The sequence below is a fragment of the Herbaspirillum sp. 1173 genome, from assembly GCF_031455335.1.
GTDB lineage: Bacteria > Pseudomonadota > Gammaproteobacteria > Burkholderiales > Burkholderiaceae_D > Herbaspirillum > Herbaspirillum huttiense.
Map to the genome: position 1 here is coordinate 120,823 of NZ_JAVDSP010000010.1, position 23,458 is coordinate 144,280.

Annotated in this window: 24 protein-coding genes; 9 read left to right on the forward strand and 15 right to left on the reverse strand. The window is 62.6% G+C overall.

Annotated features, from left to right (window positions below):
• Positions 1 to 3: 3 nt before the first annotated feature.
• A complete protein-coding gene (locus J2X56_RS23670; RefSeq protein ID WP_227022555.1) occupies positions 4 to 582 on the reverse strand; it encodes a pyridoxamine 5'-phosphate oxidase family protein in 579 nt (192 codons plus the stop codon).
• Positions 583 to 798: 216 nt separating this feature from the next.
• On the opposite strand from J2X56_RS23670, the gene J2X56_RS23675 reads away from it, so the two are divergent.
• Positions 799 to 1,119, forward strand: coding sequence for a hypothetical protein (locus J2X56_RS23675; protein ID WP_310163197.1), 321 nt, complete (start codon positions 799 to 801; stop codon positions 1,117 to 1,119).
• Between the two features lie 55 nt (positions 1,120 to 1,174).
• Here the strand turns inward: J2X56_RS23675 and J2X56_RS23680 are convergent, their stop codons facing one another.
• A complete protein-coding gene (locus tag J2X56_RS23680) occupies positions 1,175 to 2,341 on the reverse strand; it encodes a 4-hydroxybenzoate 3-monooxygenase (RefSeq protein WP_134134432.1) in 1,167 nt (388 codons plus the stop codon).
• Between the two features lie 219 nt (positions 2,342 to 2,560).
• On the opposite strand from J2X56_RS23680, the gene J2X56_RS23685 reads away from it, so the two are divergent.
• A complete protein-coding gene (locus tag J2X56_RS23685; protein ID WP_121045774.1) occupies positions 2,561 to 3,472 on the forward strand; it encodes a helix-turn-helix domain-containing protein in 912 nt (303 codons plus the stop codon).
• 75 nt (positions 3,473 to 3,547) lie between these two features.
• On the opposite strand, the gene J2X56_RS23690 is transcribed toward J2X56_RS23685, so the two are convergent.
• Entirely contained in the window at positions 3,548 to 4,345 is a 798-nt protein-coding gene (locus tag J2X56_RS23690; protein ID WP_121045773.1) for an IclR family transcriptional regulator C-terminal domain-containing protein, read from the reverse strand.
• Positions 4,346 to 4,595: 250 nt separating this feature from the next.
• On the opposite strand from J2X56_RS23690, the gene pcaH reads away from it, so the two are divergent.
• The 4 genes from pcaH to pcaD all read left to right on the forward strand — a co-directional run bounded on the left by pcaH (position 4,596) and on the right by pcaD (position 8,603).
• Positions 4,596 to 5,288, forward strand: coding sequence for a protocatechuate 3,4-dioxygenase subunit beta (gene pcaH / locus J2X56_RS23695; protein ID WP_034336159.1), 693 nt, complete (start codon positions 4,596 to 4,598; stop codon positions 5,286 to 5,288).
• A 19-nt stretch (positions 5,289 to 5,307) separates the two neighbouring features.
• Entirely contained in the window at positions 5,308 to 5,820 is a 513-nt protein-coding gene (locus J2X56_RS23700) for a protocatechuate 3,4-dioxygenase (protein WP_209569256.1), read from the forward strand.
• 100 nt (positions 5,821 to 5,920) lie between these two features.
• Positions 5,921 to 7,288 (forward strand): 3-carboxy-cis,cis-muconate cycloisomerase, encoded by a 1,368-nt coding sequence (gene pcaB, locus J2X56_RS23705; protein WP_252697557.1) that lies wholly within the window; start codon positions 5,921 to 5,923, stop codon positions 7,286 to 7,288.
• A 52-nt stretch (positions 7,289 to 7,340) separates the two neighbouring features.
• A complete protein-coding gene (gene pcaD, locus J2X56_RS23710; RefSeq protein WP_204727114.1) occupies positions 7,341 to 8,603 on the forward strand; it encodes a 3-oxoadipate enol-lactonase in 1,263 nt (420 codons plus the stop codon).
• Between the two features lie 352 nt (positions 8,604 to 8,955).
• Here the strand turns inward: pcaD and J2X56_RS23715 are convergent, their stop codons facing one another.
• From J2X56_RS23715 to J2X56_RS23730, 4 genes are all read right to left on the reverse strand, one after another.
• On the reverse strand, positions 8,956 to 9,573 hold the full coding sequence (locus J2X56_RS23715; protein ID WP_310163206.1) for a hypothetical protein: 618 nt from the start codon (positions 9,571 to 9,573) through the stop codon (positions 8,956 to 8,958).
• 772 nt (positions 9,574 to 10,345) lie between these two features.
• A complete protein-coding gene (locus tag J2X56_RS23720) occupies positions 10,346 to 11,533 on the reverse strand; it encodes an ABC transporter substrate-binding protein (protein ID WP_409025226.1) in 1,188 nt (395 codons plus the stop codon).
• A gap of 62 nt (positions 11,534 to 11,595) precedes the next feature.
• Positions 11,596 to 12,552, reverse strand: coding sequence for a PDR/VanB family oxidoreductase (locus tag J2X56_RS23725; protein WP_310163209.1), 957 nt, complete (start codon positions 12,550 to 12,552; stop codon positions 11,596 to 11,598).
• A gap of 9 nt (positions 12,553 to 12,561) precedes the next feature.
• Positions 12,562 to 13,611 carry an aromatic ring-hydroxylating dioxygenase subunit alpha gene (locus J2X56_RS23730; RefSeq protein WP_310163212.1) on the reverse strand — a complete coding sequence of 350 codons (1,050 nt, stop codon included), beginning with the start codon at positions 13,609 to 13,611 and terminating at the stop codon, positions 12,562 to 12,564.
• A gap of 326 nt (positions 13,612 to 13,937) precedes the next feature.
• Between J2X56_RS23730 and J2X56_RS23735 the strand changes: the two genes are divergently transcribed.
• Positions 13,938 to 14,447 (forward strand): MarR family transcriptional regulator, encoded by a 510-nt coding sequence (locus J2X56_RS23735; RefSeq protein WP_310163216.1) that lies wholly within the window; start codon positions 13,938 to 13,940, stop codon positions 14,445 to 14,447.
• A gap of 3 nt (positions 14,448 to 14,450) precedes the next feature.
• Here the strand turns inward: J2X56_RS23735 and J2X56_RS23740 are convergent, their stop codons facing one another.
• The 7 genes from J2X56_RS23740 to J2X56_RS23770 all read right to left on the reverse strand — a co-directional run bounded on the left by J2X56_RS23740 (position 14,451) and on the right by J2X56_RS23770 (position 20,588).
• Positions 14,451 to 15,152, reverse strand: a complete 702-nt coding sequence (locus J2X56_RS23740) for an ABC transporter ATP-binding protein (RefSeq protein ID WP_310163219.1) — start codon at positions 15,150 to 15,152, stop codon at positions 14,451 to 14,453.
• The gene (locus J2X56_RS23745; protein WP_310163223.1) at positions 15,145 to 15,912 is read right to left on the reverse strand and encodes an ABC transporter ATP-binding protein; all 768 of its coding nucleotides are present in this window, start codon (positions 15,910 to 15,912) and stop codon (positions 15,145 to 15,147) included. Before J2X56_RS23745 ends, J2X56_RS23740 begins: the two co-directional genes overlap by 8 nt.
• Positions 15,909 to 16,916 carry a branched-chain amino acid ABC transporter permease gene (locus J2X56_RS23750; protein WP_310163226.1) on the reverse strand — a complete coding sequence of 336 codons (1,008 nt, stop codon included), beginning with the start codon at positions 16,914 to 16,916 and terminating at the stop codon, positions 15,909 to 15,911. Before J2X56_RS23750 ends, J2X56_RS23745 begins: the two co-directional genes overlap by 4 nt.
• Positions 16,913 to 17,779, reverse strand: coding sequence for a branched-chain amino acid ABC transporter permease (locus J2X56_RS23755; RefSeq protein ID WP_310163229.1), 867 nt, complete (start codon positions 17,777 to 17,779; stop codon positions 16,913 to 16,915). The genes J2X56_RS23750 and J2X56_RS23755 overlap by 4 nt, the downstream gene beginning before the upstream one ends.
• A gap of 253 nt (positions 17,780 to 18,032) precedes the next feature.
• On the reverse strand, positions 18,033 to 19,235 hold the full coding sequence (gene pcaF / locus J2X56_RS23760) for a 3-oxoadipyl-CoA thiolase (protein ID WP_034336216.1): 1,203 nt from the start codon (positions 19,233 to 19,235) through the stop codon (positions 18,033 to 18,035).
• A gap of 40 nt (positions 19,236 to 19,275) precedes the next feature.
• Complete coding sequence (locus tag J2X56_RS23765) at positions 19,276 to 19,917, reverse strand: CoA transferase subunit B (RefSeq protein ID WP_088756063.1); 642 nt, start codon at positions 19,915 to 19,917, stop codon at positions 19,276 to 19,278.
• Complete coding sequence (locus tag J2X56_RS23770) at positions 19,914 to 20,588, reverse strand: 3-oxoacid CoA-transferase subunit A (protein WP_310163236.1); 675 nt, start codon at positions 20,586 to 20,588, stop codon at positions 19,914 to 19,916. Before J2X56_RS23770 ends, J2X56_RS23765 begins: the two co-directional genes overlap by 4 nt.
• Positions 20,589 to 20,948: 360 nt before the next feature.
• Here J2X56_RS23770 and J2X56_RS23775 point away from each other — a divergent pair, with 360 nt between their 5' ends.
• Positions 20,949 to 21,890, forward strand: coding sequence for an IclR family transcriptional regulator C-terminal domain-containing protein (locus J2X56_RS23775; RefSeq protein ID WP_252696387.1), 942 nt, complete (start codon positions 20,949 to 20,951; stop codon positions 21,888 to 21,890).
• Positions 21,891 to 22,032: 142 nt separating this feature from the next.
• Here the strand turns inward: J2X56_RS23775 and J2X56_RS23780 are convergent, their stop codons facing one another.
• Positions 22,033 to 23,148 (reverse strand): porin, encoded by a 1,116-nt coding sequence (locus tag J2X56_RS23780; RefSeq protein WP_121045760.1) that lies wholly within the window; start codon positions 23,146 to 23,148, stop codon positions 22,033 to 22,035.
• A gap of 32 nt (positions 23,149 to 23,180) precedes the next feature.
• Between J2X56_RS23780 and J2X56_RS23785 the strand changes: the two genes are divergently transcribed.
• Entirely contained in the window at positions 23,181 to 23,438 is a 258-nt protein-coding gene (locus tag J2X56_RS23785) for a hypothetical protein (protein WP_310163242.1), read from the forward strand.
• Positions 23,439 to 23,458: the final 20 nt, after the last annotated feature.

The window sequence follows — 23,458 nt, forward strand, 5'->3', positions numbered from 1 at the left end:
GCCTCACGGCGCGATCCACTGCCCCTGCCATTGATCCTGCCCGCGCGCGAAGCGGGCACGGCGATGCTGGTCCGGCGTCAGGTCCAGCCATTCGATGCGCTCCAGCCGCACTTCCACCAGCGCAAAATTCTCGACACCATCGCTGCTGACGTGCGGCTGCACGTGAGCGTCTTCCGGTTGCACAACAGGCGTGCCGGGGGCATGCGGTGTCTTGTACAGGATCAGCGTGTGTGGCCGGGCCCCCGTCCACATGGCGCGCACGCGGGCCGCATCCTGCACCACCTGAGCCACGCCGTTGACGCGCAGTTGCAGATGGCGCTCGAGGTCCACCGCCAGCATGGCCACCCGCCCGTCGGCCCGAATCTCGGCCAGTTTGGGAGAGCGCAGATCGGTGTGAAAGCACAGCGACCCGGCAGTCGCATCGGCCTCGCGCAGGACAATGGAACGCAACTGGGGCGTGCCATCCAGGCCCAGCGTGGCCAGTTGCCAGATGGTAAACGGCGAGCGCGTCGGGCTGGCACCGCGACGCAGTTCGTCCCAGATCAGAGAGTGGAGTTCGGGCAAGTTCAGGTTGAAGTTCATGGCGCCATTGTAGGGCCTGGCGCATGCAATCGATTTCAGGGCAGCGCGAATCATGTGTCAATCGCGGGACGACATGCTCATGTCAGGCCGGCGTCAGTGCATTGTCAGAGCGCTGTGCCACCATGATTCTGCACCCGCATCACCCATCGCAGTCCGGATCGCAGTCCATCGCAGCACGTCAGCCCCGCAGCACGGCGGGAACACACGGAGCCTCGCATGAAACTCTCCTGGTCGCTCAAACAGATTGCCCTGCCCGCACCTCTTGATGCCGGGCAAGTCCGGCTCCAATTCCACGCACGCTCCTTGCGCCTGCAAGCTCACGCACGGACCTGGCTCATCCTGCTGGCCTGCGCCCTGCTGTCGGCACTGGCGCGCGCACTGGGCATGGGCTATCCCGGCAACATCGTCGCTACCTGGGCCGGTGGCTGTTGCTATGCCCGGGCCGCGCTCTACCTTGTGCGCGGTCATTGCCACCGCCTGCTTGCCCGCCGGCGCAATGAGGGGGCCGAGGCTGGCGATCTCACGCTCTCCCAATGACAACGCCCGCGTGCGCGGGCGTCATCGTTGCTTGCTGACAGCGGGCGGCGGTGAATCAGAATGCGCCGACGTAGTTCTCCGCCAGTGCCGTCGAGAGGGCGCGCGAGTTGACCACGTTCTCCAGTTCGGCGCGCTGGATCTGGCGCTGGAAGGGCGAGGCATCGTCGAAGGTATGCAGCATGCTGGTCATCCACCACGAGAAATACTCGGCACGCCAGATGCGCTTCAGGGCTTGCTCGGTGTAGGACGCGAGACCTTCCTCGCTGGCACTGCGATAGAAATCCTCGATGCCCTGGGCCAGGCGTTTCACGTCACCCACCGCCAGGTTCAAACCCTTCGCGCCAGTGGGCGGCACGATGTGCGCGGCATCACCGGCCAGGAACAGGCGGCCATGCTGCATCGGCGTAGAGACGAAACTGCGCATGCCGATGATGCCCTTCTGGAAGATCTTGCCTTCCTTGACGCGCCAGCCATCGCCGTTTTCCAGGCGGGTATGGAATTCATTCCAGATGCGGTCATCGCTCCAGTTGTCCACGCTGTCCTTGGGATCGCACTGGAAGTACATGCGCTGCACCGTTGGCGAACGGGTACTGATGAGCACGAAGCCGCGATCATGCTGTGCATAGATCAGTTCGTCCGAGGACGGCGGCGCTTCCACCAGCACGCCGAACCAGCCGAAGGGATAGATGCGCTGGTAATCCTGGCGCTTGCTCTCTGGAATGGCCGGACGCGAGACGCCATGGAAGCCGTCACAACCGGCGATGAAATCCGCCTCCAGCGTATGCTGCTCGCCCTCGTGCATGAAGCGCACGCGCGGCTTGCTGGTCTCGACGCCTTCGATGCTGGTGCCGCTCACACCGAACAGCAATTGCCCTTGCGCGGCCAGGCGTGCGGCCACCAGGTCCTTGATCACTTCGTGCTGGGCATAAACGGTGATGGCCTTGCCGGTCAGTTCAGTGAGATCGATGCGATGGCGGCGGCCACCGAAGGCCAGCTCGATGCCGTGATGCAGCGCGCCTTCGCGCTTCATGCGCTCGCCCACGCCGGTCTCGTTGAGGATGTCCATGGTGCCTTGCTCCAGCACGCCGGCACGGATGGTGGATTCGATGTCTTCGCGGGTGCGGGTTTCCAGCACGACCGATTCGATGCCCTTGAGGTGCAGCAGGTGGGACAGCAACAAACCGGCCGGGCCGGCGCCGATGATGGCGACTTGGGTACGCATGATGGAGGTCTCCGTGTAAAGGTCAGGCACCGTTTTCGTTCCCGGCACGCAATGGCGCGAGCCGAAGCGGGTGGCAGTTGATCTGTTCTTGTTCTTGGTGTGAGAAGAATCTTAGACGGTGGTGTTCTGATAAAAAATGGATGATCCCGCCAATTACTTGTACTATTTTTACAGAGCACAACCATGCCGCCCCCTCGCAACGCACAGGATGGAGACCCTATGCCCTTGCCCCGCAGCAAACCGCGCACCAGCGATGTACCGCAATTTTCCTTGTACGGCGAGGCTTCCCGGCCGGAAGATGCGGAGCCGGTGCACATCGAACTGATCGAGACGCGCAGCCGCGTGCATGACTGGCATATTGCACCGCACACCCATGCCGGACTTTTTCAGGTACTTTTTTTAATGTCCGGACACGTCAGTGCCTTGATGGAGGAAGAGGTCTGGGAAGTCGATGGTCCGGTGGTCATCACCATCCATCCGTCCCTGGTACATGGTTTCGATTTCTCGGAACAGGCCGTGGGATTCGTGCTGACGGTGGATCCGCACGTGGTGTTTTCGGCCGGCGGCAGCGAGGGGCACGGCGAATTGTTTTCGCCCTTGTTCCTGCGCCCGATGGCCATCGAACTGGGGCGCGTACCGGAATTGCGCGAGCGCATGGAGACGCTGCTGCGTCTGTTGATTGCCGAATCGGCCGCGCCGCGCACCGGCCACACGCTGATGCTGGAATGGCTGGCGCGCAGCGTCATGCTGTTGCTGGTGCGGCTGGAAGCGGATCATCGCTCGGCGGAATTGTCCGGACGCGGCGACTTTGAATTGTTCAGCCGTTTTCGCGCACTGGTGGAGCAGCATTTCAAGGAGCAATGGCAGGTGGCGGTCTATGCCGACAAGCTGCGCATCACGCCCAGCCGCCTCAATCGCCTGTGCCTGAAGCTGGCCGGGCATTCGGCCTTCGACCTGGCGCAGCAGCGATTGATCCTGGAGGCTTGCCGCAAGCTGACCTATGTGCCCTCAGGCATTTCGACGATTGCCTATGAACTGGGCTTTCAGGATCCGGCGTATTTCAGCCGGCTCTTCAAGCGGCACATGGGACTGACGCCCAAGGAATATCGGCGCACGCATGTGGAAGAATAAATGTGCCGGTGTGCCGTTTTCGACGTTGGCGCAAAAACGAAAATCCGTGCGCCATCTTCGAAAGTCAGCCACGCCTCACAATAGCGCTCCCAGCTCCACCTGAATCTTCAGCATGGCCGGCAGGCAGCGTTCCACCATGTCTTCCAGTTTCATGCGGGCCGCATGCACGCTGATGTTCATCGCCGCCACCACCTCGCCACGGAAGTTGCGCACCGGCACGGCCATGGTACGCAAGCCCAGTTCCAGTTCCTGGTCCACCAGCGCATAACCCTGTGCGCGGGCGCGCGCGATTTCCAGTCCCAATCGTTCGACGTCGGTGATGGTATGGGCCGTGATGGCCTCCGGCTGGGCACGCGCGAGAATGGCATCGAGCTGCGCCGGTGGCAGATTGGCCAGCAGGATGCGCCCATTGGCGGTGCAGTAGGCCGGCACACGCGTACCCGGCTGCAAGGTGGTCGATACCAGTTGCCCCGCGCTCACCGCCGCCACGCATACCAGCTGGTCATGATCAAGCACCCCGCAGGAGGCTGCCTCGCCCAGCGAATACGCCAGCCGGTACAGCAGCGGCTGCACGATGCGCGGCAGCCGCGCCGAATGCAGGTAGGACTGGCCCAGCCGCAGCACCAAGGGCGTGAGCGAGAAGGTCTTGTTGTCGTGCCGCATGTAGCCCAGGTGCGTGAGCGTGATGAGATAGCGGCGCGCGGCAGCGCGGGTCAGGCCCGTCAGTTGCGCCACCTCGGCGATGGTCAGGCGCGAGCGCTCCTGGTCAAACGCTTCGATCACCTGCAGGCCCTTTTCCAGACCGGCGACCAGGTCACGCTTGAGAGGACCGTCTGCGCCCTCCTCCACTTCTTCGATGTGTTCTTGCTGCATGTTTCCCTGCCCTGTGGATAAAACAAGCTGATGCGCACCGTCTTCCGTTCGCTGCAGAAAATCGGCCATTTGTGCGATTCTCGCACAAAGCGGGCGCAGGGCGGATATGCTGCGCTGCGTTGGCCTTGAGAGCGGGGATCGGCTTGCCTACTATCTGTCCACACCCAAGCACGGCGCGCCATTCGCCCATTCCGGCAGGCAAGGAATCCGAAGACGACGCCGCATTCACCCCGTCGACTGAGGAGACCTCATGCAATTCGATGCCATCGAACCCGGTGTCTATCCGGAACTGATCTATCCCCCGTACAAGTCCACCGCCAAGCGCGGCCCCACGCAAGCGCCGCTGCGCGTGCGCGACGAGACCGCCACCGGCACCAACCTGTTCGCCTCGCCCAAGCTGATCCTGCCGCACGACATGGACCTGACCGCGCAAGGCAAGGGCGAGCCGCTGGGCGAGAAGATCGTCGTCACCGGCCGCGTGCTCGATGAAGACGGCAAGCCGGTGCGCAATTCCCTGCTGGAAGTCTGGCAGTGCAATGCCGCCGGCCGCTACTTCCACAAGAAGGACCAGCACGATGCACCGCTGGACCCGAACTTCACCGGCTTCGGCAAGATGCTTACCGATGACAATGGCCGCTATCGCTTCGTCTCCATCAAGCCCGGCCCGTATCCCTGGGGCAATCACCACAAGGCCTGGCGTCCGGCGCACATCCACTTCTCGCTGTTCGGCAACGTCTATGCGCAGCGCCTGGTGACGCAGATGTATTTCCCCAATGATCCGCTGTTCGCCTATGACCCGATCTTCCAGAGCATCCCTGACGAAGCCGCCCGCCAGCGCCTGATTTCGCGCTTCTCGCTGGAGGAGACGGTGGACGACAAGATGCTGGGCTATGAATTCGACATCGTCCTGCGCGGCCGCAACGCCACGCCCATGGGCATCTGAACACAAGGCAGGAGACCACATGAGCAACATCACCACTTCGCAAACCATCGGCCCCTTCCCGCACGAAGCCTGGGCCTGGGCCGTGGAACTGACTTCGCGCGTGGAAAGCAGCGCGCCGCAGGTCAAGATCAAGGGCGCCATCATCGATGGCGACGGCGTCCCCGTCAACGACGCCTGGGCCGAAGCCTGGCTGCCGGGCAGCGCTGCGGCAGAAACTTCACATGCCATTCCCGGATATCGCCGCGTGCCCACCAATGAAGAGGGCGGGTTCACTTTTTCGATTTCGCAGCCGCAGGCGCCGGCCGGCAAGCCGGTGGCTTATGTGACCGTGTTTGCACGCGGGCTGGTCAAGCACCAGTTCACGGCCGTCTTCCTGGAAGATGATCCGGCGTTGGCGCAATCGGCCCTGCTGGAGCAGGTCCCGGCTGACCGCCGCCACACCCTGATCGCCCGCAAGCAAGCCGATGGCAGCTACCTGTGGAATATTCACATGCAGGGCGCGAGCGAGACGGTATTCTTCGACTACACCTGAACGCCCGTTACGGCGTGACGCGCGAGGGGATCCGCAGGCTTTGGCCTGCCGGATCCCGTTTGCGTTGGATCGCGCCGGACGGGCAAGCAATGGAGACTTCATGAGCGTTTCGATCTTCGACAGCTTCCTCACCACATCCGACATGATTGCGGTGTTCGACGACCAGGCGGTGGTGCAAGCCATGCTGCGCTTCGAACAAGTCCTGGCCGAGGCCGAAGCCGCCGAGGGCATCATCCCCGAGGCCGCCGCGCGCGCCATCGCCAGCGTATGCCGCGCCCCGCTCTACGACATCAACGCGCTCATCGTCGCCGGCCGCCGTGCCGGTGCGCTGGCCATTCCTCTGGTCAAGGAATTGCAGCGCACGGTCGCCCTCTACAGCGAGGAAGCCGCCACCCATGTGCACTGGGGCAGTACCAGCCAGGACGTGCTGGATACGGCCATGGTACTGGTTACGCGTGAGGCCCTGCGACTGGTCGATGGCGAACTGGGCCAGCTGGCGCAGCGCCTGCTGGACTTGTCGCAATCCCATCTGGATACGCCGGTGCTGGCGCGCACGCTGATGCAACCGGCGCAAGTCACCAGCCTGGGCTTGAAGTTCTGCAACTGGGCCGCCCCCCTGCTGCGCTCGCGCGCGCAACTGCAGGCGCTGGCCGAACGCGCCCTGCAGCTGCAACTGGGCGGCGCAGTAGGCACGCTGGCCGTACTCGGTGAGAAGGGGCCGGCCGTGGCCGCACGGATGGCTGCGGCGCTCGGCTTGAAGACACCCGATGCGGCGTGGCATACCCAGCGCGACGAATGGATACGGCTGGGTACCGAGATGGCCGTGCTGGCGGGCAGCCTGGGCAAGATCGCGACTGACCTGTCGCTGATGGCGCAGGGTGAAATTGCCGAACTGGCCGAGCCTTCCGGCAATGGCCGGGGCGGATCATCGGCGATGCCGCACAAGCGCAATCCGGTGTCGTCCATGATCGCCCTGGCCGCTGCCACCCGTGCGCCGCAGCAGGCCGCTGCGCTGCTGGGGGCGATGTCGCAGCAGCACGAACGCGGGCTGGGCAACTGGCAGGCCGAACTGGCCGAATGGCCGGGCTTGTTCCTGGGCGTGCACGGGGCCTTGCGTGCGCTCAATGATGCGTTTGCCGCACTGGTCATTGACGAGGCGCGCATGTTGCGCAACATCGATGCGCTGCAGGGATTGGTGTTTGCCGAATCCGCATCGATTGCACTGGCGGGCGTGATCGGCCGTCCGCGTGCGCACAGTCTGCTGGAGCAGCTCACGCGCAAGGCCGTGGCCGATGGCGCGCAACTGGTCGATGTGCTGGTCGATGCCGTACAGGCCGATGCGCAGCTGGGCAAGGAGATCGACCTGGCCATGTTGCGCGGGCTGTTCGATCCGGTGCAGGCGACGCGGCCTGCGCGCCGCATTGCTGAAGGGCAGCTTGAACATTTGCGCACGATGCTGGCGCGCTGAACCACTGATTTCTCCACCATCCTCCACATCACGAGACAAAAGAGAACACCTCATGAGCTACGATCCGCTGGACCATGATTTCGAGCGCGGCATGCGCAATCGCCGCAGTGTGCTGGGCGACCAATGGGTTGACCGTTCGGTGGCCAACGCCACCAATTTCAATGCCGATTTCCAGAACCTGATCACGCGCTTTGCCTGGAATGAAATCTGGGGCCGTCCCGGGCTGGACCACAAGACCCGGCGCATCATCGTGTTGGCCATCACCATTGCGCTGGGACGCTGGGAAGAATTTGAACTGCACGTGCGCGCCGGGCTGACTGCCGATCCGGCTACGCGGTTGACGCCGGATGAGATGAAGGAAGTGATGATCCAGGCTTCGGTTTATGCGGGTGTGCCGGCGGGCAATACGGCGTTCACGCATGCGCAGAAGATCCTGCGTGAAGTGGGTGAGCAGATCGGTTACGCGGTGGTGCCGCAGGCGCCTGCTGCCAGCGTGCATCCTGGGGTGGGGCGTGAGGGGCGCACTTCTTCTTCACCGGCGCTGCATTACACCTTGCGGGAGCCGCGCAATGGCAAGGCGCCGCGGCATACGGTGGTGCTGTCGCATGCGCTGGGCACCGACCTGATGATGTGGGACGGACTGGCCAATCTGCTGGCGGCCGATTGCCGGGTGATCGCTTACGATCATCGCGGGCATGGCAGTTCGGAGAAGGTCGACGGGCTCTACAGCATGGCGGACCTGGCTGATGATGCTGCGCGCTTGTTGCGGGAGCTGGATACGGGGCCGGTGGTGTGGGTGGGCTTGTCCATGGGGGGCATGGTGGGGCAGGAGCTGGCCTTGCGCCATCCGGGGCTGGTGCGGGCACTGGTGCTGGCCAACACCACCTCCGCCTATCCTGATGCGGCGCGCGAGGTTTGGCAGCAGCGGATTGCTACCGTGCGGGATCAAGGGATCGAGGTGATTGCGGATGCGGTCATGGGGCGGTATTTCCATGAGGGGTTCCGTGCTGCTCAGGCGGCTACCGTGGCGCGCTATCGGCAGCGGCTGGTCACTACCGATGCGGTGGGGTATGCGGGGTGCTGTCATGCTGTCGGGACTGTTGATACTTCGTCCCGGTTGGGGGCCATTCTTGTCCCTACGCTGGTGATCGCAGGAGAGCTGGATCAGGGGACGCCGGTTGCCATGGCTCAGGCATTGGTGGACGGTATCGCTGGCTCTCGGCTTGAGGTCATTGCCGATGCCTCTCATGTCAGTGCTGTTGAGCAGCCTGTTGCGTTTGCTGAATTGGTTCTTGGGTTTATCGGCGGGCTTTGATGGTGTTAGGTTTTTGGGCGTAGTCTGCACGGAATTTCTTCCTGCGCTCTAGCTTAATTCTTATCTCTCTCCGGTCGGGAGAACGCGCCGGGGGCGGCCCGGCAGCCGCTCACTTTTCTTGTCTCGCCAAGAAAAGTAAGCAAAAGAAGGCGACCGCAACTCCGCCGCCCTCCTTCGGAGGGTCCCCGCTTCAGTACCCAATAAAACGGGAAAAATAAAGTCGCTTCGCTCCGATTATTTTTCTGATCCGTTTTATTGGGTACCGAAGCGGCGGCGCAGATGCGGACAGCCTGCCCGGCTCGCCTTCGGCATCGCGACGGACACTACTCGCCTTCGGCTTCGGACTTTCTCACTATAGTCCTTCGAGAGCCCCCTCCAAATTCTTTCTCGCTGTTGCCTCATAGCGGTCGAAAAAGGTCTTCGTTCGGTATATCCACGGACGATTCAAGAACCCTTGCAGAATCTTCTTCCGCTCTTGCATGAACAACGCTAGCGGAACATAGTCGTATTCCGCACGAATCTGCCGTTCGTATTCTTCAAAACGATCCGGTGGCGCGGCCAATATCGACAAGTCCACATCCACCAATAACGACGCGTCACCCTCCACGCTGGGCTGATGGTGCCGGGTTGCCATCACCAGTGCATGCACGCGCTGTGCAATCTCTTCCGATGCGCCGGCATCCTGCAGACAACGCCGCGCCCACTCCGCGCTCTTTTCTTCGTTGTCGTGACGTTTGACGTCATAGATGACGTCATGAAACCAGAGTGCCAGTTCAACTTCGCCAGGGTGGGAGGACTCGGTGTGCAGCTCTTCCCACTTTGCAAAGCATTCATCGAGGTGTTGAAGGGTGTGATAGTGGCGATGGGGTTCGCGGTAGTGTGAGAGGACCGAGTCAAACAAGTGCGTATCGGGGCAAACCAGACCCAATTTTTTCCAGGTGAGATCCCAGCGTTGGGTGGTCAGGGTCATGATTGGGTCTTTCGAAAAGAGGGGAGGAAAGATTATCTGTCGATATCCATCTCAATGCGAGAGAAGCATACCAACCCCGACCAAAGCCGAAGGCGAGTAGGAGACGAGGCGAGGCCGCAGGCGAGCCCGTGGGGGGGTGCCGTCCCCATAGAGCCAGCCGCCGCAGCGGAGCGAAAAGTGGATCAGAAGGATAGTCGGAGCGAAGCGACTCTATCCTTCCCACTTTTCGCTCTGCTGCGGCGGGGACCCTCCGAAGGAGGGCTGGCTCTTTGGGGTCGCCTTCTTTTGCTTACTTTTCTTGGCGAGACAAGAAAAGTGAGCGGCTGCCGGGCCGCCCCCGGCGCTCCGTTCCGACCGGAGAGGGAAAAGAATTAAGCTAGAGCGCAGGAAAGATTTCCGTGCAGACTCCCCCAAACAGCAAACCCAACCAAAGCCGAAGGCGAGTAGGAGACCCCGCGAGGCCGAAGGCGAGCCCGTCGGGGGTGCCGTCCCCATAGAGCCAGCCGTCGCAGCGGAGCGAAAAGTGGATCAGAAGGATAGTGGGAGCGAAGCGACTCTATCCTTCCCACTTTTCGCTTCGCTGCGGCGGGGACCCTCCGAAGGAGGGCTGGCTCTTTGGGGTCGCCTTCTTTTGCTTACTTTTCTTGGCGAGACAAGAAAAGTGAGCGGCTGCCGGGCCGCTCCCGGCGCGTTCTCCCGACCGGAGAATGATAAGAATTAAGCTAGAGCGCAGGAAAGAAATCCGTGCAGACTACGCCAAAACCAAAGACAATCAAACCCCAGGATCTCGCACCTTCTCCACCTGATCAAACTCCACGTTATAGAACTCAGCCCCGCGCAACTCAGCCTTGCGCATATAAACCGTCTGCACGATATCGCGAGTAGAAGCATCGATGGAAACCGGCCCCCGCACGCTCTCCCAGCTCATCCCTTTCATGGCAGCCAGCAGCTTCTCACCGTCCGCATCGCCCCCGGTCTTCTTGAGCGATTCATAGAGCAGATGCATTCCGTCATAGGCTCCAACGGAATGGAAGTTGGCGCGCATTCCCTTGTTGGCCTTGGCCATGGCATCGACATATTCCTTGTTGGCTGCAGAGGGATGCGCCGCCGAATAATGATGACTGCTCACCACATCCTTGGCAGCTGCGCCAATCCCGGCCATCAGGTCATCATCGAGCACATCGCCGGTGCAGATCAGACGAATCCCTGCCGCCGCCAATCCCCGCTCGGTGAACTGCTTCAACACGGCAGCGCCTTCCCCGGAAGGTACAAAAACGAACAAAGCCTGCGGCTTGGCGTCTTTCACCCGCTGCAGGAAGGGCGCGTAGTCCGGATTACGCAAGGGCACGCGCACGCTTTCCACGACCTTGCCACCGGCCTCGGAAAAAGTCTTCACGAACACTTTCTCAGCATCCAGCCCCGGCCCGTAATCGGAAACAAAGGTCACTACACTCTTGATGCCGTTCTTGGCAGCCCAAGAGGCCAGCGGCGAAGTCACCTGCGCCAGCGTAAAGCCAGTGCGCACGATATAAGGCGAGCGCTGCGGAATGATCGACGTTGCCGCTGCCGTCACGATCATCGGCACCTTGGCCTGCGTCGCAATGGGCGCGGCCGCCAGCGCCAAGGGCGTCAACCCGAATCCCATCAGGACCTGCGCCTTGTCCCGCGCCACCAGCTCCTGCGCCAGCCGCTTGGTCACATCCGGAGAAACGCCGCCATCATCCTTCAACAGGATCTCCACCTTGCGCCCGGCCACGCTGTCGCCGAACTTCTGCTGATACAGCTTCACCGCTGCCTCGATCTGCCGCCCGGTCGAAGCAAACGGCCCCGACATCGGCACGATCAGCCCGACCTTCAACACCTCCGCTGCTCGCGCGACCAGAGGTGCGCCCATCGCAGCCAGTGCGGTTCCGGCCAGCACCAGGTGGCGGCGCCGGGTATCGATCATCTCGCTCATCATGTCTCCTCAGGTTTTAATTTGTATAAATGATTTACGACGCAGGACAATACTGCTTCAGAACATTACAGATCCAGCACCAGCAACGAACTGCGAGCCCGGGAACAGCAAGGCGTGAACTGATCATTGGCCGCCCTTTCCTCATCGGTCAGGTACTGATCACGGTGATCCGGCTCACCCTCCAGCACACGCGTGAGACAGGTCCCGCAGATGCCCTGCTCGCAGGACACCGGCACATCCACACCGTGTTCGCACAAAACCTGGATCACCGTGCGGTCGGCGGGAATGGTGTAGACCTGCCCGCTGCTGGCCAGCTTCACGTCAAACGCGCCATTGCCATCGGCTGTTACCGGCGCCGCACCAAAGTATTCGAAATGAACCTGCGACTCCGGCCAGCCGCGCGCCCGGGCAGTCTTCACCACATGCGCGATGAAGCCGGCAGGACCGCAGACGTAAAGATGGGTAGCCGGATCAGACTGTGACAGCAAGGCCTCCAGATCAAGCTTCTGCGCGGCATCACCATCGTCATAGTGATGCACCACGCGGTCCGCAAATCCTGACCCGGCAATGCGCTCGCGAAACGCCTGGCGTGCAGGCGAACGGGCGCAGTAATGCATTTCGAAAGACGCCCCGGAAGCCGCCAGCGCCTCGGCCATGCACAGAATGGGCGTCACACCGATGCCACCCGCCAGCAGCAGGCTGTGCTGCGCCGGCACCAGCGCAAACTGGTTGCGCGGCACGCCGATAGTGAGCAGATCACCGACCTTCAACGCATCGTGCACCGCCACCGAACCACCGCGCGAATTGGCATCGCGCAATACACCGATCTGGTAGCGATGCTGCTCATGCGGCGCATTGCACAGCGAATACTGGCGCAGCAAGCCGCCCGGCAGATGCACGTCGATATGCGCACCGGCGGTAAAACCCGGCAAGCGCGAACCATCCACCGAGACCAGCTCCAGTCCGACGATGCTGTCGGCTTCCTCGCGGCGCGCCGCAACCTTGACCTGCAATGTCGTCATCGTCACTCCTCAGGCTGCTGCAGCCTTGCCGGAATCGGCTTCGCGCGCCAGCCACTTGTCCAGCACCTTGCGCGACTGCACGCCACCGGCATCGATGTTGAGCGCCAGCAGGCGGCGCTCGGGATACTTCAGCAGATTGGCCTGCTGCAGCTCCAGCATCTCGCGGTCCTCGCCGAAGATCTTGCCCTGCCCTTCGCGGATGGTATTGGTCAGCTCCTTGTCCTCAGGACGGAAGTGCCGCGCCATGCCCCAGAAATACCAGTGCGACGTTTCGGTCTCGGGCGTGATGAAATCCACCACGATGGAAGAAGCCTTGTGCTCCGGTCCGGCCTCGTAACCGCCCTTGCCTGCATGCGCCACGCCCACTTCAATCATCACGTGGCTGGGCGGCGAGAAGCGGCAGATCTGCCAGCGATCCACCGGCACCTCATCGGCCAATCCATTGCCTCGCAAGGCCATGCGCCAGAACGGCGGCGGCATGATGTTCTCCATGAAGCGGCTGGTGATGACCTGTTCACCCTCCACCCGCGTATTGACCGGCGCTTCGTCAATCTCCTTCTGGCCGATGCTGGAGGCGTGCACATAAGTCTCGTGCGTGAGGTCCATGAGGTTGTCGATCATCAGGCGGTAGTCGCAGTTGATGTGATACAAGCCACCTCCATAGGCCCACTCCGGATTCTCAGCCCATTCCAGATGATGGATCTGCGCCGGATCGGCCTGCTCCTTGTCACCGGGCCATACCCAGATGAAGCCGTAACGCTCCACTACAGGGAAGCTGCGAATGCAGGGGAAGCCGCGCACGCGCTGGCCCGGCATGCTGCGCGTATGTCCATCACAACCCATCTCCAGGCCGTGATAGCCGCATACCAGCTGCCCTTCCCGCACGAAGCCCAGCGACAGCGGCGCACCGCGATGCGGACAGAAATCCTCAACGGCGGCGACCTTGCCTTCGGCGCCACGATAGAACACGATCTTCTCGCCGCAGATCTGGCGGCCCAGGGGCTTGCTTTCGATTTCGTCGGGCGTGCAGGCGACGTACCAGGCATTCTTGGGGAACATGACGGTCTCCTTGGGTGAATTCCTCAACCGGCACCGGCCTTCCAAGGCCAGTGCCATTCTTGATGGACTGCTCCAGCTTGTTCTTTTCCGCAGGCGGCTTGATCCAGATCCTGTCGGGTCTCGCATTTATCTGTTTTAATATTCAGTACACTGAATGTTAGAAAAGTATCCGCCAATCCGCAGCGCAAGTAAACGCGCTGGCGGACTTTTTTCGTTGCGCGTTGCATCAATTGATTGAGGGAAAACCTTGCGGACCGTACACTGCCGCATCGCCGTCATCACCCTGCAGCTCATCCATTACCTGATTGCATCCGACCTCATCCGCCATGCCACAGACCACGCCACCCAAGGACGAAAGCCAGCTCATCGATCTCTACGAGCACCCCGGCCACCTGTTGCGGCGGGCGCAGCAGATTTCGGTGTCGATCTTCCATGACGAAACCGGCGGCATCATTACCCCGGTGCAATACGCCATCCTGCGCATGCTGTCGAACCATCCCGGCATCGACCAGGTGAGCTTGTCAGGACTGGTCGCCATCGACACTTCCACCGGTGCCACGGTCTGCGCCCGGCTGGAAGAAAAGGGATTGCTGGTGCGCGAAGTCATTCCGCACAACCGCCGCCAGCGCGCATTGCGCATCACGCAGGCCGGCGAAGCCCTGCTGGAAGAACTGATCCCCGGCCTGCAGCGCCTGCGCAAGCGCATCCTGGCGCCCCTTGATGCAGCCGAGCAGCAACAGTTCATGCTGCTGCTGGACAAGCTGGTGCACGAGAACAATCCGCAGAGCCGTGCGCCGCTCGCGCGCTTGCGCGACCCGGATTGCCAGGAAGACTGAGCCTCAGGCTACCGCTACCAGCCTATCCAATGTCTGGCCATCGTCCAGCAGGCTCTGGCTGTCCGAGGCATGCACGATGCGGCCGCGATCGAGCACGATGGCCCGCTGCGTCAGCGACAGCGCCATGCGTGCATGCTGCTCCACCACGATCACCGACATCCCTTCTTCACTGACCAGGCGGCGGATCACCTTCAGCAGTTCCTGCACGATGATCGGGGCCAGCCCTTCCATCGGTTCATCCAGCAAGAGGATGCTGGGGCTCACCATCAGCGCGCGCGCAATGGCCAGCATCTGCTGCTCGCCCCCGGAGAGCTGGTTGCCCATGTTGTGGCGGCGCTCATGCAGGCGGGGAAAAATCGAATAAATCTTCTGCAAGTTCCATTTTCCGCCACGCTCCACCACCGTCAGGTGTTCCTCCACCGACAGCGAAGGAAACATGAAACGCTCCTGCGGCACCCAGCCCAGCCCGGCGTGCGCGCGCTTGTGGGTCGGCACGCGCGCAATGTTGCTGCCACGCCAGTGAATGCTGCCGCCATGCAGGCGCGTCAGTCCCATGAGCGTGATCAACAGACTGGTCTTCCCCACGCCATTGCGCCCCAGCAGGGCCAGGCTCTCGCCTTCCTGCATCGAGAAGGACACCTCTTCCAGGACGATGGAGTCGCCATAACCGGCGCTCACCTTGTCCAGTGCCAGCAGATCAGGCATGTTCGGCCTCCCCCAGATAGACTTCCTTGACGCGCTGGTCAGCCGCAATCTCCGCCGGCGTGCCCTCCACCAGCACCTTGCCGCCGACCAGCACCGTGATGCGCTCGGCGAAGCGGAACACCAGCCCCATGTCATGTTCGATGAAGACGATGGTCACCTCGCGTGGCAGCTGCGCAATCACTTCGAAGAGTTCACGGCTTTCCGCCGAGGGAATGCCGGCGGCTGGCTCGTCCAGCAACAGCACCTTGGGCTGAGTCGCCAGGGCCAATGCAATCTCCACCAGCCGCTGCTTGCCATAGGCCAGGCTGCGCGTGATGCTGTTGGCTTCCTGCGCCAGCTTGAGGGACTCCAGCAAGGCCATGGCTTCATCGACAACGTCGGTCTGGCTGGCCACGGTCTGGTACCACTTGTATTGCAGGCCGCGCCGCTCCTGGATCGCCAGGATCACCGACTCCAGCACCGTGAGTCCGGCAAAAAGCGTATTGATCTGGAAGGTGCGGGTCATGCCGCGCTTGACGCGTTCATGCTGGGCCAAGGCGGTGATATCCTCGCCACCGAACCATACCTTGCCCCCGCTGGGCGCAAAGCCGCCCGTGAGCAGATTGATGAAGGTGGTCTTGCCGGCGCCATTGGGACCGATCAAGGCGTGGCGCGCGCCGGGTGTGAAGGTCAGCGAGATATCGCTGTTGGCCACGAAGCTGCCCCAGCGTTTGCTCAGGCCTTCGGTGCGCAAGGTGGTATCGGCTGGATGCGGGCTCATGCTCGGCCTCCCTTGAAGAACTTGTCACGCAGCACCGCCAGCCCGCCGAGCAGGCCACCGCGCGCGAAGAGAACGATGACGATCAGCAGCAGGCCGATCCAGAATTGCCAGTAGGCCGGATTGAGTCCGGACAGGTAATCCTGCGCCAGCATGTAGACCAGCGCACCAACCAGTCCGCCATAGAGGCGGCCGGTACCGCCCAGCACCAGGATGATGAGCAGCTCTGCCGACCGCGGGAAACCCAGCACATCCAGCCCGACAAACTGCGTGGTCTGCGCCAGCAGGGCACCGGCCACACCGGCCACCGCAGCGGCCACGGTGAAGATGACGACCAGGCGGCGATTGACATCGGCACCGATGGCCGGCATGCGGCGGCCACCTTCGCGGATGCCGCGCAAGCCCAGCCCGAAGGGTGAATTCACCATCCGCCGCAGCACCACGAACAGCAGCAACAGCACCGCGAAACTGTAGCCATAAGCCACGCGTCCGTTGAGGTCGAACTCGAAGACACCGAAGATCTTGCCCATCACCATGCCGGACAAGCCATCCACACCACCGGTGATGAAGGCCGCCTTGTTGGCCGCCTCGAACAGCATCAGTCCTATGCCCAGCGTGACCATCAGACGCGTGAGGTCCGCTCCGCGCACCACCAGGAAGCTCACCAGAAAACCGGCGACAGCCGCCACGATGGCCGCCAGCAACAGCCCCGTGATCGGCTCGCCCCAGCCATGCACGGCCAGCAGCCCGGCCGTGTAGGCCCCCAGGCCGAAGAAGGCGGCATGCCCCAGCGAAACGATGCCGGCATAGCCCAGGATCAGATCCAGCGAGACGGCGAACAGGCCCACGATCATGATCTGGCTGATCAGCACCAGGTAATCGGGGAAGAGGAAATAGGCCGCCATCGGCAGCAGCCAGAAGAGGATCTCCAAGGGAGTCCAGCGATCATTGGGCAGGCGCAGGACCGGCTTGGCGGCCGCTCGGGTTGAATTGCTGGTGCTGCTCATCCGCGCCTCCGCATCAGTCCGGCCGGGAACAGGATCAGCAACACCACCATCAGGCCATAGATGACGAAGGCGCCGATCTCCGGCACATAATATTTTCCGGCGACGTCGAACACGCCCAGGATCAGCGCGGCCAGCAGCGGCCCCTTGATGGTGCCCGCCCCGCCCACGGCCACCACCAGCAGGAAGTAGACCATGTATTTGACCGGGAAGGTCGGGTCCAGCCCCAGCACGTCAATGCCCAGGCCGCCACCGAGACCGGCCAGGCCCGACCCCAGTGCAAAGGTCAGGCTGAACACGCGGCTGACGTTGATGCCCAGCCCCGCTGCCGCCACCTGGTTGTCGACCGAGGCGCGGATCTGTGCACCAAAGCGGGTACGCTCGATCAGGAGGCCCAGCGCCACCGTCACGATCACCACCACGCCGATCAGGAAGACGCGATACGCCCCCACATCCAGCCCCAGCAACGAGACCTGTCCGCGCAGCCAATCCGGCAGCACCACAGGCTGCTGGGTCGGCCCCCATTGCCAGGTGGCCCCGGCCACGGCCATGAAGGTCAGGCCGATGGAAAACAGCACCTGGTCGAGGTGGCTGGCCTTGTAGAGACGGCGATAGAGGGAACGTTCGAGGATCAGACCGACCGCGGCGGCCGCGATGAAGGCCAGTGGCAAGGTCGCCAGGAAAGGAACGCCGATGCGATTGAGCAGCGTCACGCAGACATACCCGCCCAGCATGGCAAAGGCGCCGTGGGCGAGGTTGATGAAGTTCATCATCCCCATCGTCACCGACAGGCCCACGCTGATGAGAAACAGGAGGCTGCCGTAGGCAATGCCATCGAAGAGCACGCCAAGGAAGTTGCCTAGCATGGCACACCTCCCCGGCAAGGACGAGCGGGCGCAGCCGAACGCGGCGCGCAGTCATGATGCGAATGCATGATGCGGTTGGTCTCCTCTTCTGGCCTGCGGCTCTGTTTTTTTGTGGCCGCTTGGAAATCGATATAAATTATTTTTCTATTGTGCTGCGCCTGCCTCAATTCATGCTTGATCAATTTTCACGAAGACCCTTGCGATCTTCATGGATGGCGCGACACGGCTGCCCGGCCGCGCCATCCCGAACGCATCACACGCGCTCGATCACCATCGCGATCCCCTGCCCCACGCCGATGCACATGGTGCACAGCGCATAACGGCCACCGGTGCGTTCCAGCTGGTAGGTGGCAGTGGTCACCAGGCGCGCACCGCTCATGCCCAGCGGATGGCCGAGGGCGATGGCACCGCCGTTCGGATTGACGCGTGCGTCATCATCGGCCACGCCCAGTTCGCGCAACACGGCCAGCCCTTGCGAGGCGAAGGCTTCGTTGAGTTCGATCACGTCCATCTGATCAATCGTCATGCCCAGTTGCGCCAGCACTTTCTTGCTGGCCGGGGCCGGGCCCATGCCCATGATGCGCGGTGCGACGCCGGCCGTGGCCATGCCCAGGATGCGGGCGCGCGGCTTGAGCTGGTACTTCTCGACGGCATCGGCACTGGCCAGCAGCAAGGCGCAGGCGCCATCGTTGACGCCGGACGCATTGCCGGCCGTGACCGTGCCGTCGGGCCTGACCACGCCCTTCAGGCGGGCCAGCGCTTCCATGCTGGTCGCACGCGGATGTTCATCCTGGGTCACGGTGATCGGGTCGCCCTTCTTCTGCGGGATCACCACCGGCACGATTTCCTGTGCCAGGTTGCCATTGGCTTGCGCGGCGGCGGCCTTGGCCTGGCTGCGCACGGCGAACTGATCCTGGTCTTCGCGGCTGACCTTGAAATCGACGGCGACATTCTCGGCCGTCTCCGGCATGGCGTCCACGCCATACTTCTGCTTCATCAGCGCATTGACGAAACGCCAGCCGATGGTGGTGTCCTGGATCGCCGCCTGGCGCGAGAAGGCACTGTCGGCCTTGCCCATCACGAAGGGCGCGCGGGTCATCGATTCGACGCCACCGGCAATCATCAACTGCGTTTCACCGGACTTGATGGCGCGCGCAGCCGTACCCAGCGCATCCATACCCGAGCCGCACAGGCGGTTGATGGTGCTGCCCGGCACTTCCTGCGGCAGGCCCGCCAGCAGCAGCGACATGCGTGCCACATTGCGGTTGTCTTCGCCGGCCTGGTTGGCGCAGCCATAGATCACGTCATCGACCGCCTTCCAGTCCACCTGCGGGTTGCGCTCCATGAGCGCGCGCAGCGGCACTGCACCCAGGTCGTCGGCGCGCACGTCCTTGAGCGCGCCGCCATAGCGGCCGATGGGGGTGCGGATGGCGTCACAGATAAATACGTCTTTCATGCATTCCTCACAGCGAAAACTGCAAACAAGTTAAGCGGAATCAGGCGGCCGGGCGCAGCGGTGCGCCGGTCAGTTCCTGCAATTGCGCAAAGGACAGGCCCTCGACAATCTCGCGCACCTGCAGGCCTTGCGGGGTCACGTCGATGACGGCCAGGTCGGTGTAGATGCGGTTGACGCAGCCGATGCCGGTGAGCGGATAGGAGCAGGCCTCCACCAGCTTGCTTTCGCCGGTCTTGGTCTGGTGGTCCATCATCACGAAGACCTGCTTGGCACCGATGGCCAGGTCCATCGCACCGCCCACGGCGGGGATGGCATCCGGTGCGCCGGTGTGCCAGTTGGCCAGGTCACCCTTGGCCGAGACCTGGAAGGCACCCAGCACGCAGATGTCCAGGTGGCCCCCGCGCATCATCGAGAACGAATCCGCGTGATGGAAGTAGGAACCGCCGGTCAGGAGCGTCACCGGCTGCTTGCCGGCATTGATGAGGTCTTCGTCTTCTTCGCCGGGGGCCGGGGCCGGGCCCATGCCCAGTACGCCGTTTTCGCTGTGCAGGAAAATTTCCTTGTCGGCCGGCAGGTAGTTGGCGACCTTGGTCGGCAGGCCGATACCCAGGTTCACGTAGGCGCCCTCGGGGATGTCCTGCGCCACGCGGGCGGCGATCTCTTCACGGGTAAAGCGCTTCATTGCTGTGCCTCCTTGGTTTGCACGATCCGCTGCACGAAGATGCCGGGCGTGATGATGTTTTCCGGATCGAGCTGGCCCAGTTCCACCACCTCGGTGACTTGCGCAATGGTGACCTTGGCCGCCATCGCCATGATGGGACCGAAGTTGCGCGCCGTCTTGCGATACACCAGGTTGCCCCAGCGGTCGCCGCGCAGCGCCTTGATGAGCGCGAAGTCGGCATGGATGGGTGACTCCAGCACGTAGTGCTTGCCATCGATGAGGCGGGTTTCCTTGCCTTCGGCCAGCATGGTGCCGTAGCCGGTCGGGCTGAAGAAACCGCCGATGCCGGCACCGGCGGCGCGGATGCGCTCGGCCAGGTTGCCTTGCGGAGTCAGTTCCAGTTCGATTTCACCGGCGCGATAGAGCGCATCGAAGACGTGGGAATCAGTCTGGCGCGGGAAGGAACAGATGATCTTCTTGACGCGCTTGGTCTTGAGCAGCGCCGCCAGACCCGTATCGCCGTTGCCGGCATTGTTGTTGACGATGGTCAGGTCGCGCGCGCCCTGGGCGATCAGCACATCGATCAGGGCCGAGGGCATGCCGGCATTGCCGAAACCACCGATCATGATGGTGGCGCCATCATGGATGTCAGCCACCGCCTGCTCCAAAGAGTCAGAAATTTTATTGATCACGTTGCTCTCACTGTAGATGCGGCGCTTCCAGCTGCGCCTGCGGATTGCCTCGCTGACCTTGTTCTTGCCGTTCAGCCAGGCGGTTGGGACTCGTCTCTGCCGGTGTGGACGGGCATTCCGGAGGTATTTGCAGCGTGACGTTTTCTGCACCAGAATGTTCGATCACCGAACTAATGTTTGATTTTCGCACAAAAAGAGTTTAGCGATCCGGCTTGACGGCCGTCAAGAAAAACCCGCAGGATGTGTTCGCTTGCCGCACAAAACGTTAAAATCCTGACGCACTGAGGTATGGCGGGAAATCCGAGCTGCCCCGCTGATGCATCGTCCTGAACCATCCGACCAGAGAGTCCATTCGCGCCCATGTCCACCGCCCCTGCTGCCAAGACCCGCAAGACCGCCGCCAAGAGCACCGCTGCCGTCAAGGACGCCAAGCCGCTCAAACCCGCCCCGGCCGCCAGCCGGCGCAGCAAGGCGAGGGACCAGGAGCCGGCGGCCAGCGCGCCCGAGGCTGAACGCGAGCTGACCATCGCCGAAGAAATCGATGCCCTCACCGACCCCAGCTTCATGACCTCGCTGGCCCGGGGCCTGGCGGTGATCCGTGCCTTCAGCGATTCGCGCCGCAGCCTGACCATCGCCCAGATCAGCCAGAAGACCGGCATCCCGCGCGCTGCCGTGCGGCGCTGCCTGCATACCCTGAAGCAACTCGGCTATGCCGATTCGGACGTCAACAATTTTTCGCTGCGCCCCAAGATCCTGACGCTGGGCTACTCCTATTTGTCGTCCACCCCGCTGACCGTTTCTGCACAGCCCTACCTGAACAACATCAGCCGCACGCTCGGCGAGTCCTGCTCGCTGGCCGTGCTGGACGACAATGAAGTGCTCTACGTCGCTCGCTCGGCCACTTCGCGCGTGATGTCGGTGGCACTCAATACCGGCAGTCGCCTGCCCGCCTACTGCACTTCGCTGGGCCGCGCCATGCTGGCGCACCTGCCGGATGATCAGCTCAAAGCCTACTTCGAGAAGGTCAAGCTGCGCGCCCTGACCGACAAGACCGTGGTGTCGCAAAAGCGTCTGCGCGACATCCTGGCCGGTGTGCGTGCGCAGGGCTATGCGGTCATCGATGAAGAACTGGAAGTCGGCCTGCGCTCCATCGCCGTACCGGTACGCGGCGCCTCCGGCAATGTGCTGGCCGCACTGAACGTGGGCGCACAGGCCGCGCGCGTGTCGGTGGCACAGATGGAAGAAGAGATCCTGCCGGTGCTGCTGCGTGGCGCACAGGAATTGTCCGTGCTGCTGCCGTAAAAAACAGGTCCGCACTCCCCACCGGGGAGGCGGACCGAAGACAAAAACAGACCCTGCCTTTGCCATGCTGCGGATGTCGGCGCCCCTCGGATATCCGGGTGCGCCATCCTCCTCAAGACTGCTTTTCCATCACCGATCAGAATCAGAAGGTGTGACGAATGCCCGACATCACACCCAGCTGGTTCTTGCCCGCACCCACCGACCCGCCGGCATCGACGGCCACGGCCGACGTACCGCCGTTCTTGATGTAGCCCAGCGAAGTGTAGAGCGCCGTGCGCTTGGACAGGTTGTAGGTGAGGCGTGCCACTGACAGGGTGACATCGTTCGGGCTGTTCTTCACGTCCAGGCGCGAGACCTGCGCATCCAGCACCAGTGCGGTGGTCAACGGATAGCTCACGCCCAGGTAGTAGAGATCGGAATCGGTATTGGTGTTGTTGGCTGCGCGGGTACGGCGATCGACCACGCCGCCGCCGATCTTGACATCACCGATCATGAAGTAACCGTTCAAGGTGATGCGCTGATCGCTGTTGTCGCTGCTGGTGAGGCCACCGGAGGCGCCGGTGTTGCCATACAGGATGTCATAGGAGGAAGTCACGCCCCAGCCCTTGCCATCGTAGCCCAGCAAGCCCGTAACCTGGCGGCAGGCCTTGCTGTTGCCGGCCACTTCGCCGGCACAGTTGGTGGCAGCCGGACCGCCGGTGGCCGAGCTGTCGCGTCCGAAGCTGTAGGTCGCGCCCAGCGTAAAGCCGCTGAAGCTGCCGAGGTAGCCGATGGAATTGTCGCTGCGGGCATTGGGCAGATACGGGTCGATGCTGCCGATGGCGAAGATGTTGGGACCCATCACGTCCGTCTTGAGCTGCGAGATGTAGGTCATGTTGATCTGGCGGCCCAGGGTGACCTGGCCCCAATCGCTCTTCAGGCCCACATACGACTGGCGCCCGAAGATGCGGTTACCCTGTCCCATGGCGCCGGTGTCGGGAGCAAAGCCGCTTTCCAGCACGAATATTGCCTGCAGTCCGCCGCCCAGATCTTCCGTACCACGGAAGCCGATGCGCGACGGGAAGCTGCCCGTCAGCGACGGCATCTTGAAGACCGAATTGCCGTTGGCATTGGCGTTGGTGGTGTAGACCACGCCGGTATCGATGATGCCGTAAATGGTCACCGAACTCTGCGCCATGGCCGAGCCCGCCGCACCCGCGGTCATTGCACATGCGGCAGCGGCCAGGGCCACTGCACGCAGGGTGGTTGTTCTTGTCATTGCCATCTCCTCCTGATTTCATTGAATGGTGAATGGCCGGCTCGCTGCCGGCGCACGCCCTCCTCCAGGCGCACGCCAGCGATTCGCTGCTCGCCGGCCGGGTGACTTCCCTTGATGTCAGTCCCTTCGATTACCTCAACTGCCTCTTGCGAATTCCCGTCGCCGACGCGGCATCTTCCGGAAGCGCGGGCAAAAACGCCCCCTGCCCCATGGTCAACGCCATCGGCATGCGTGTTGCTGCGGCGTTTTCCACGCCACTTTGTAAATGCGAGTTGGTCGATGCCGACTAGCGGACATCGCAGAATGAAGC

Bases quoted from the DNA above. Each gene is read 5' to 3' on its own strand.
- J2X56_RS23670 (WP_227022555.1), bottom strand. From the start codon at position 582: ATGAACTTCAACCTGAACTTGCCCGAACTCCACTCTCTGATCTGGGAC.
- J2X56_RS23675 (WP_310163197.1), top strand. From the start codon at position 799: ATGAAACTCTCCTGGTCGCTCAAACAGATTGCCCTGCCCGCACCTCTT.
- J2X56_RS23680 (WP_134134432.1), bottom strand. From the start codon at position 2,341: ATGCGTACCCAAGTCGCCATCATCGGCGCCGGCCCGGCCGGTTTGTTG.
- J2X56_RS23685 (WP_121045774.1), top strand. From the start codon at position 2,561: ATGCCCTTGCCCCGCAGCAAACCGCGCACCAGCGATGTACCGCAATTT.
- J2X56_RS23690 (WP_121045773.1), bottom strand. From the start codon at position 4,345: ATGCAGCAAGAACACATCGAAGAAGTGGAGGAGGGCGCAGACGGTCCT.
- pcaH (WP_034336159.1), top strand. From the start codon at position 4,596: ATGCAATTCGATGCCATCGAACCCGGTGTCTATCCGGAACTGATCTAT.
- J2X56_RS23700 (WP_209569256.1), top strand. From the start codon at position 5,308: ATGAGCAACATCACCACTTCGCAAACCATCGGCCCCTTCCCGCACGAA.
- pcaB (WP_252697557.1), top strand. From the start codon at position 5,921: ATGAGCGTTTCGATCTTCGACAGCTTCCTCACCACATCCGACATGATT.
- pcaD (WP_204727114.1), top strand. From the start codon at position 7,341: ATGAGCTACGATCCGCTGGACCATGATTTCGAGCGCGGCATGCGCAAT.
- J2X56_RS23715 (WP_310163206.1), bottom strand. From the start codon at position 9,573: ATGACCCTGACCACCCAACGCTGGGATCTCACCTGGAAAAAATTGGGT.
- J2X56_RS23720 (WP_409025226.1), bottom strand. From the start codon at position 11,533: ATGATGAGCGAGATGATCGATACCCGGCGCCGCCACCTGGTGCTGGCC.
- J2X56_RS23725 (WP_310163209.1), bottom strand. From the start codon at position 12,552: ATGACGACATTGCAGGTCAAGGTTGCGGCGCGCCGCGAGGAAGCCGAC.
- J2X56_RS23730 (WP_310163212.1), bottom strand. From the start codon at position 13,611: ATGTTCCCCAAGAATGCCTGGTACGTCGCCTGCACGCCCGACGAAATC.
- J2X56_RS23735 (WP_310163216.1), top strand. From the start codon at position 13,938: ATGCCACAGACCACGCCACCCAAGGACGAAAGCCAGCTCATCGATCTC.
- J2X56_RS23740 (WP_310163219.1), bottom strand. From the start codon at position 15,152: ATGCCTGATCTGCTGGCACTGGACAAGGTGAGCGCCGGTTATGGCGAC.
- J2X56_RS23745 (WP_310163223.1), bottom strand. From the start codon at position 15,912: ATGAGCCCGCATCCAGCCGATACCACCTTGCGCACCGAAGGCCTGAGC.
- J2X56_RS23750 (WP_310163226.1), bottom strand. From the start codon at position 16,916: ATGAGCAGCACCAGCAATTCAACCCGAGCGGCCGCCAAGCCGGTCCTG.
- J2X56_RS23755 (WP_310163229.1), bottom strand. From the start codon at position 17,779: ATGCTAGGCAACTTCCTTGGCGTGCTCTTCGATGGCATTGCCTACGGC.
- pcaF (WP_034336216.1), bottom strand. From the start codon at position 19,235: ATGAAAGACGTATTTATCTGTGACGCCATCCGCACCCCCATCGGCCGC.
- J2X56_RS23765 (WP_088756063.1), bottom strand. From the start codon at position 19,917: ATGAAGCGCTTTACCCGTGAAGAGATCGCCGCCCGCGTGGCGCAGGAC.
- J2X56_RS23775 (WP_252696387.1), top strand. From the start codon at position 20,949: ATGTCCACCGCCCCTGCTGCCAAGACCCGCAAGACCGCCGCCAAGAGC.
- J2X56_RS23780 (WP_121045760.1), bottom strand. From the start codon at position 23,148: ATGACAAGAACAACCACCCTGCGTGCAGTGGCCCTGGCCGCTGCCGCA.
- J2X56_RS23785 (WP_310163242.1), top strand. From the start codon at position 23,181: ATGGCCGGCTCGCTGCCGGCGCACGCCCTCCTCCAGGCGCACGCCAGC.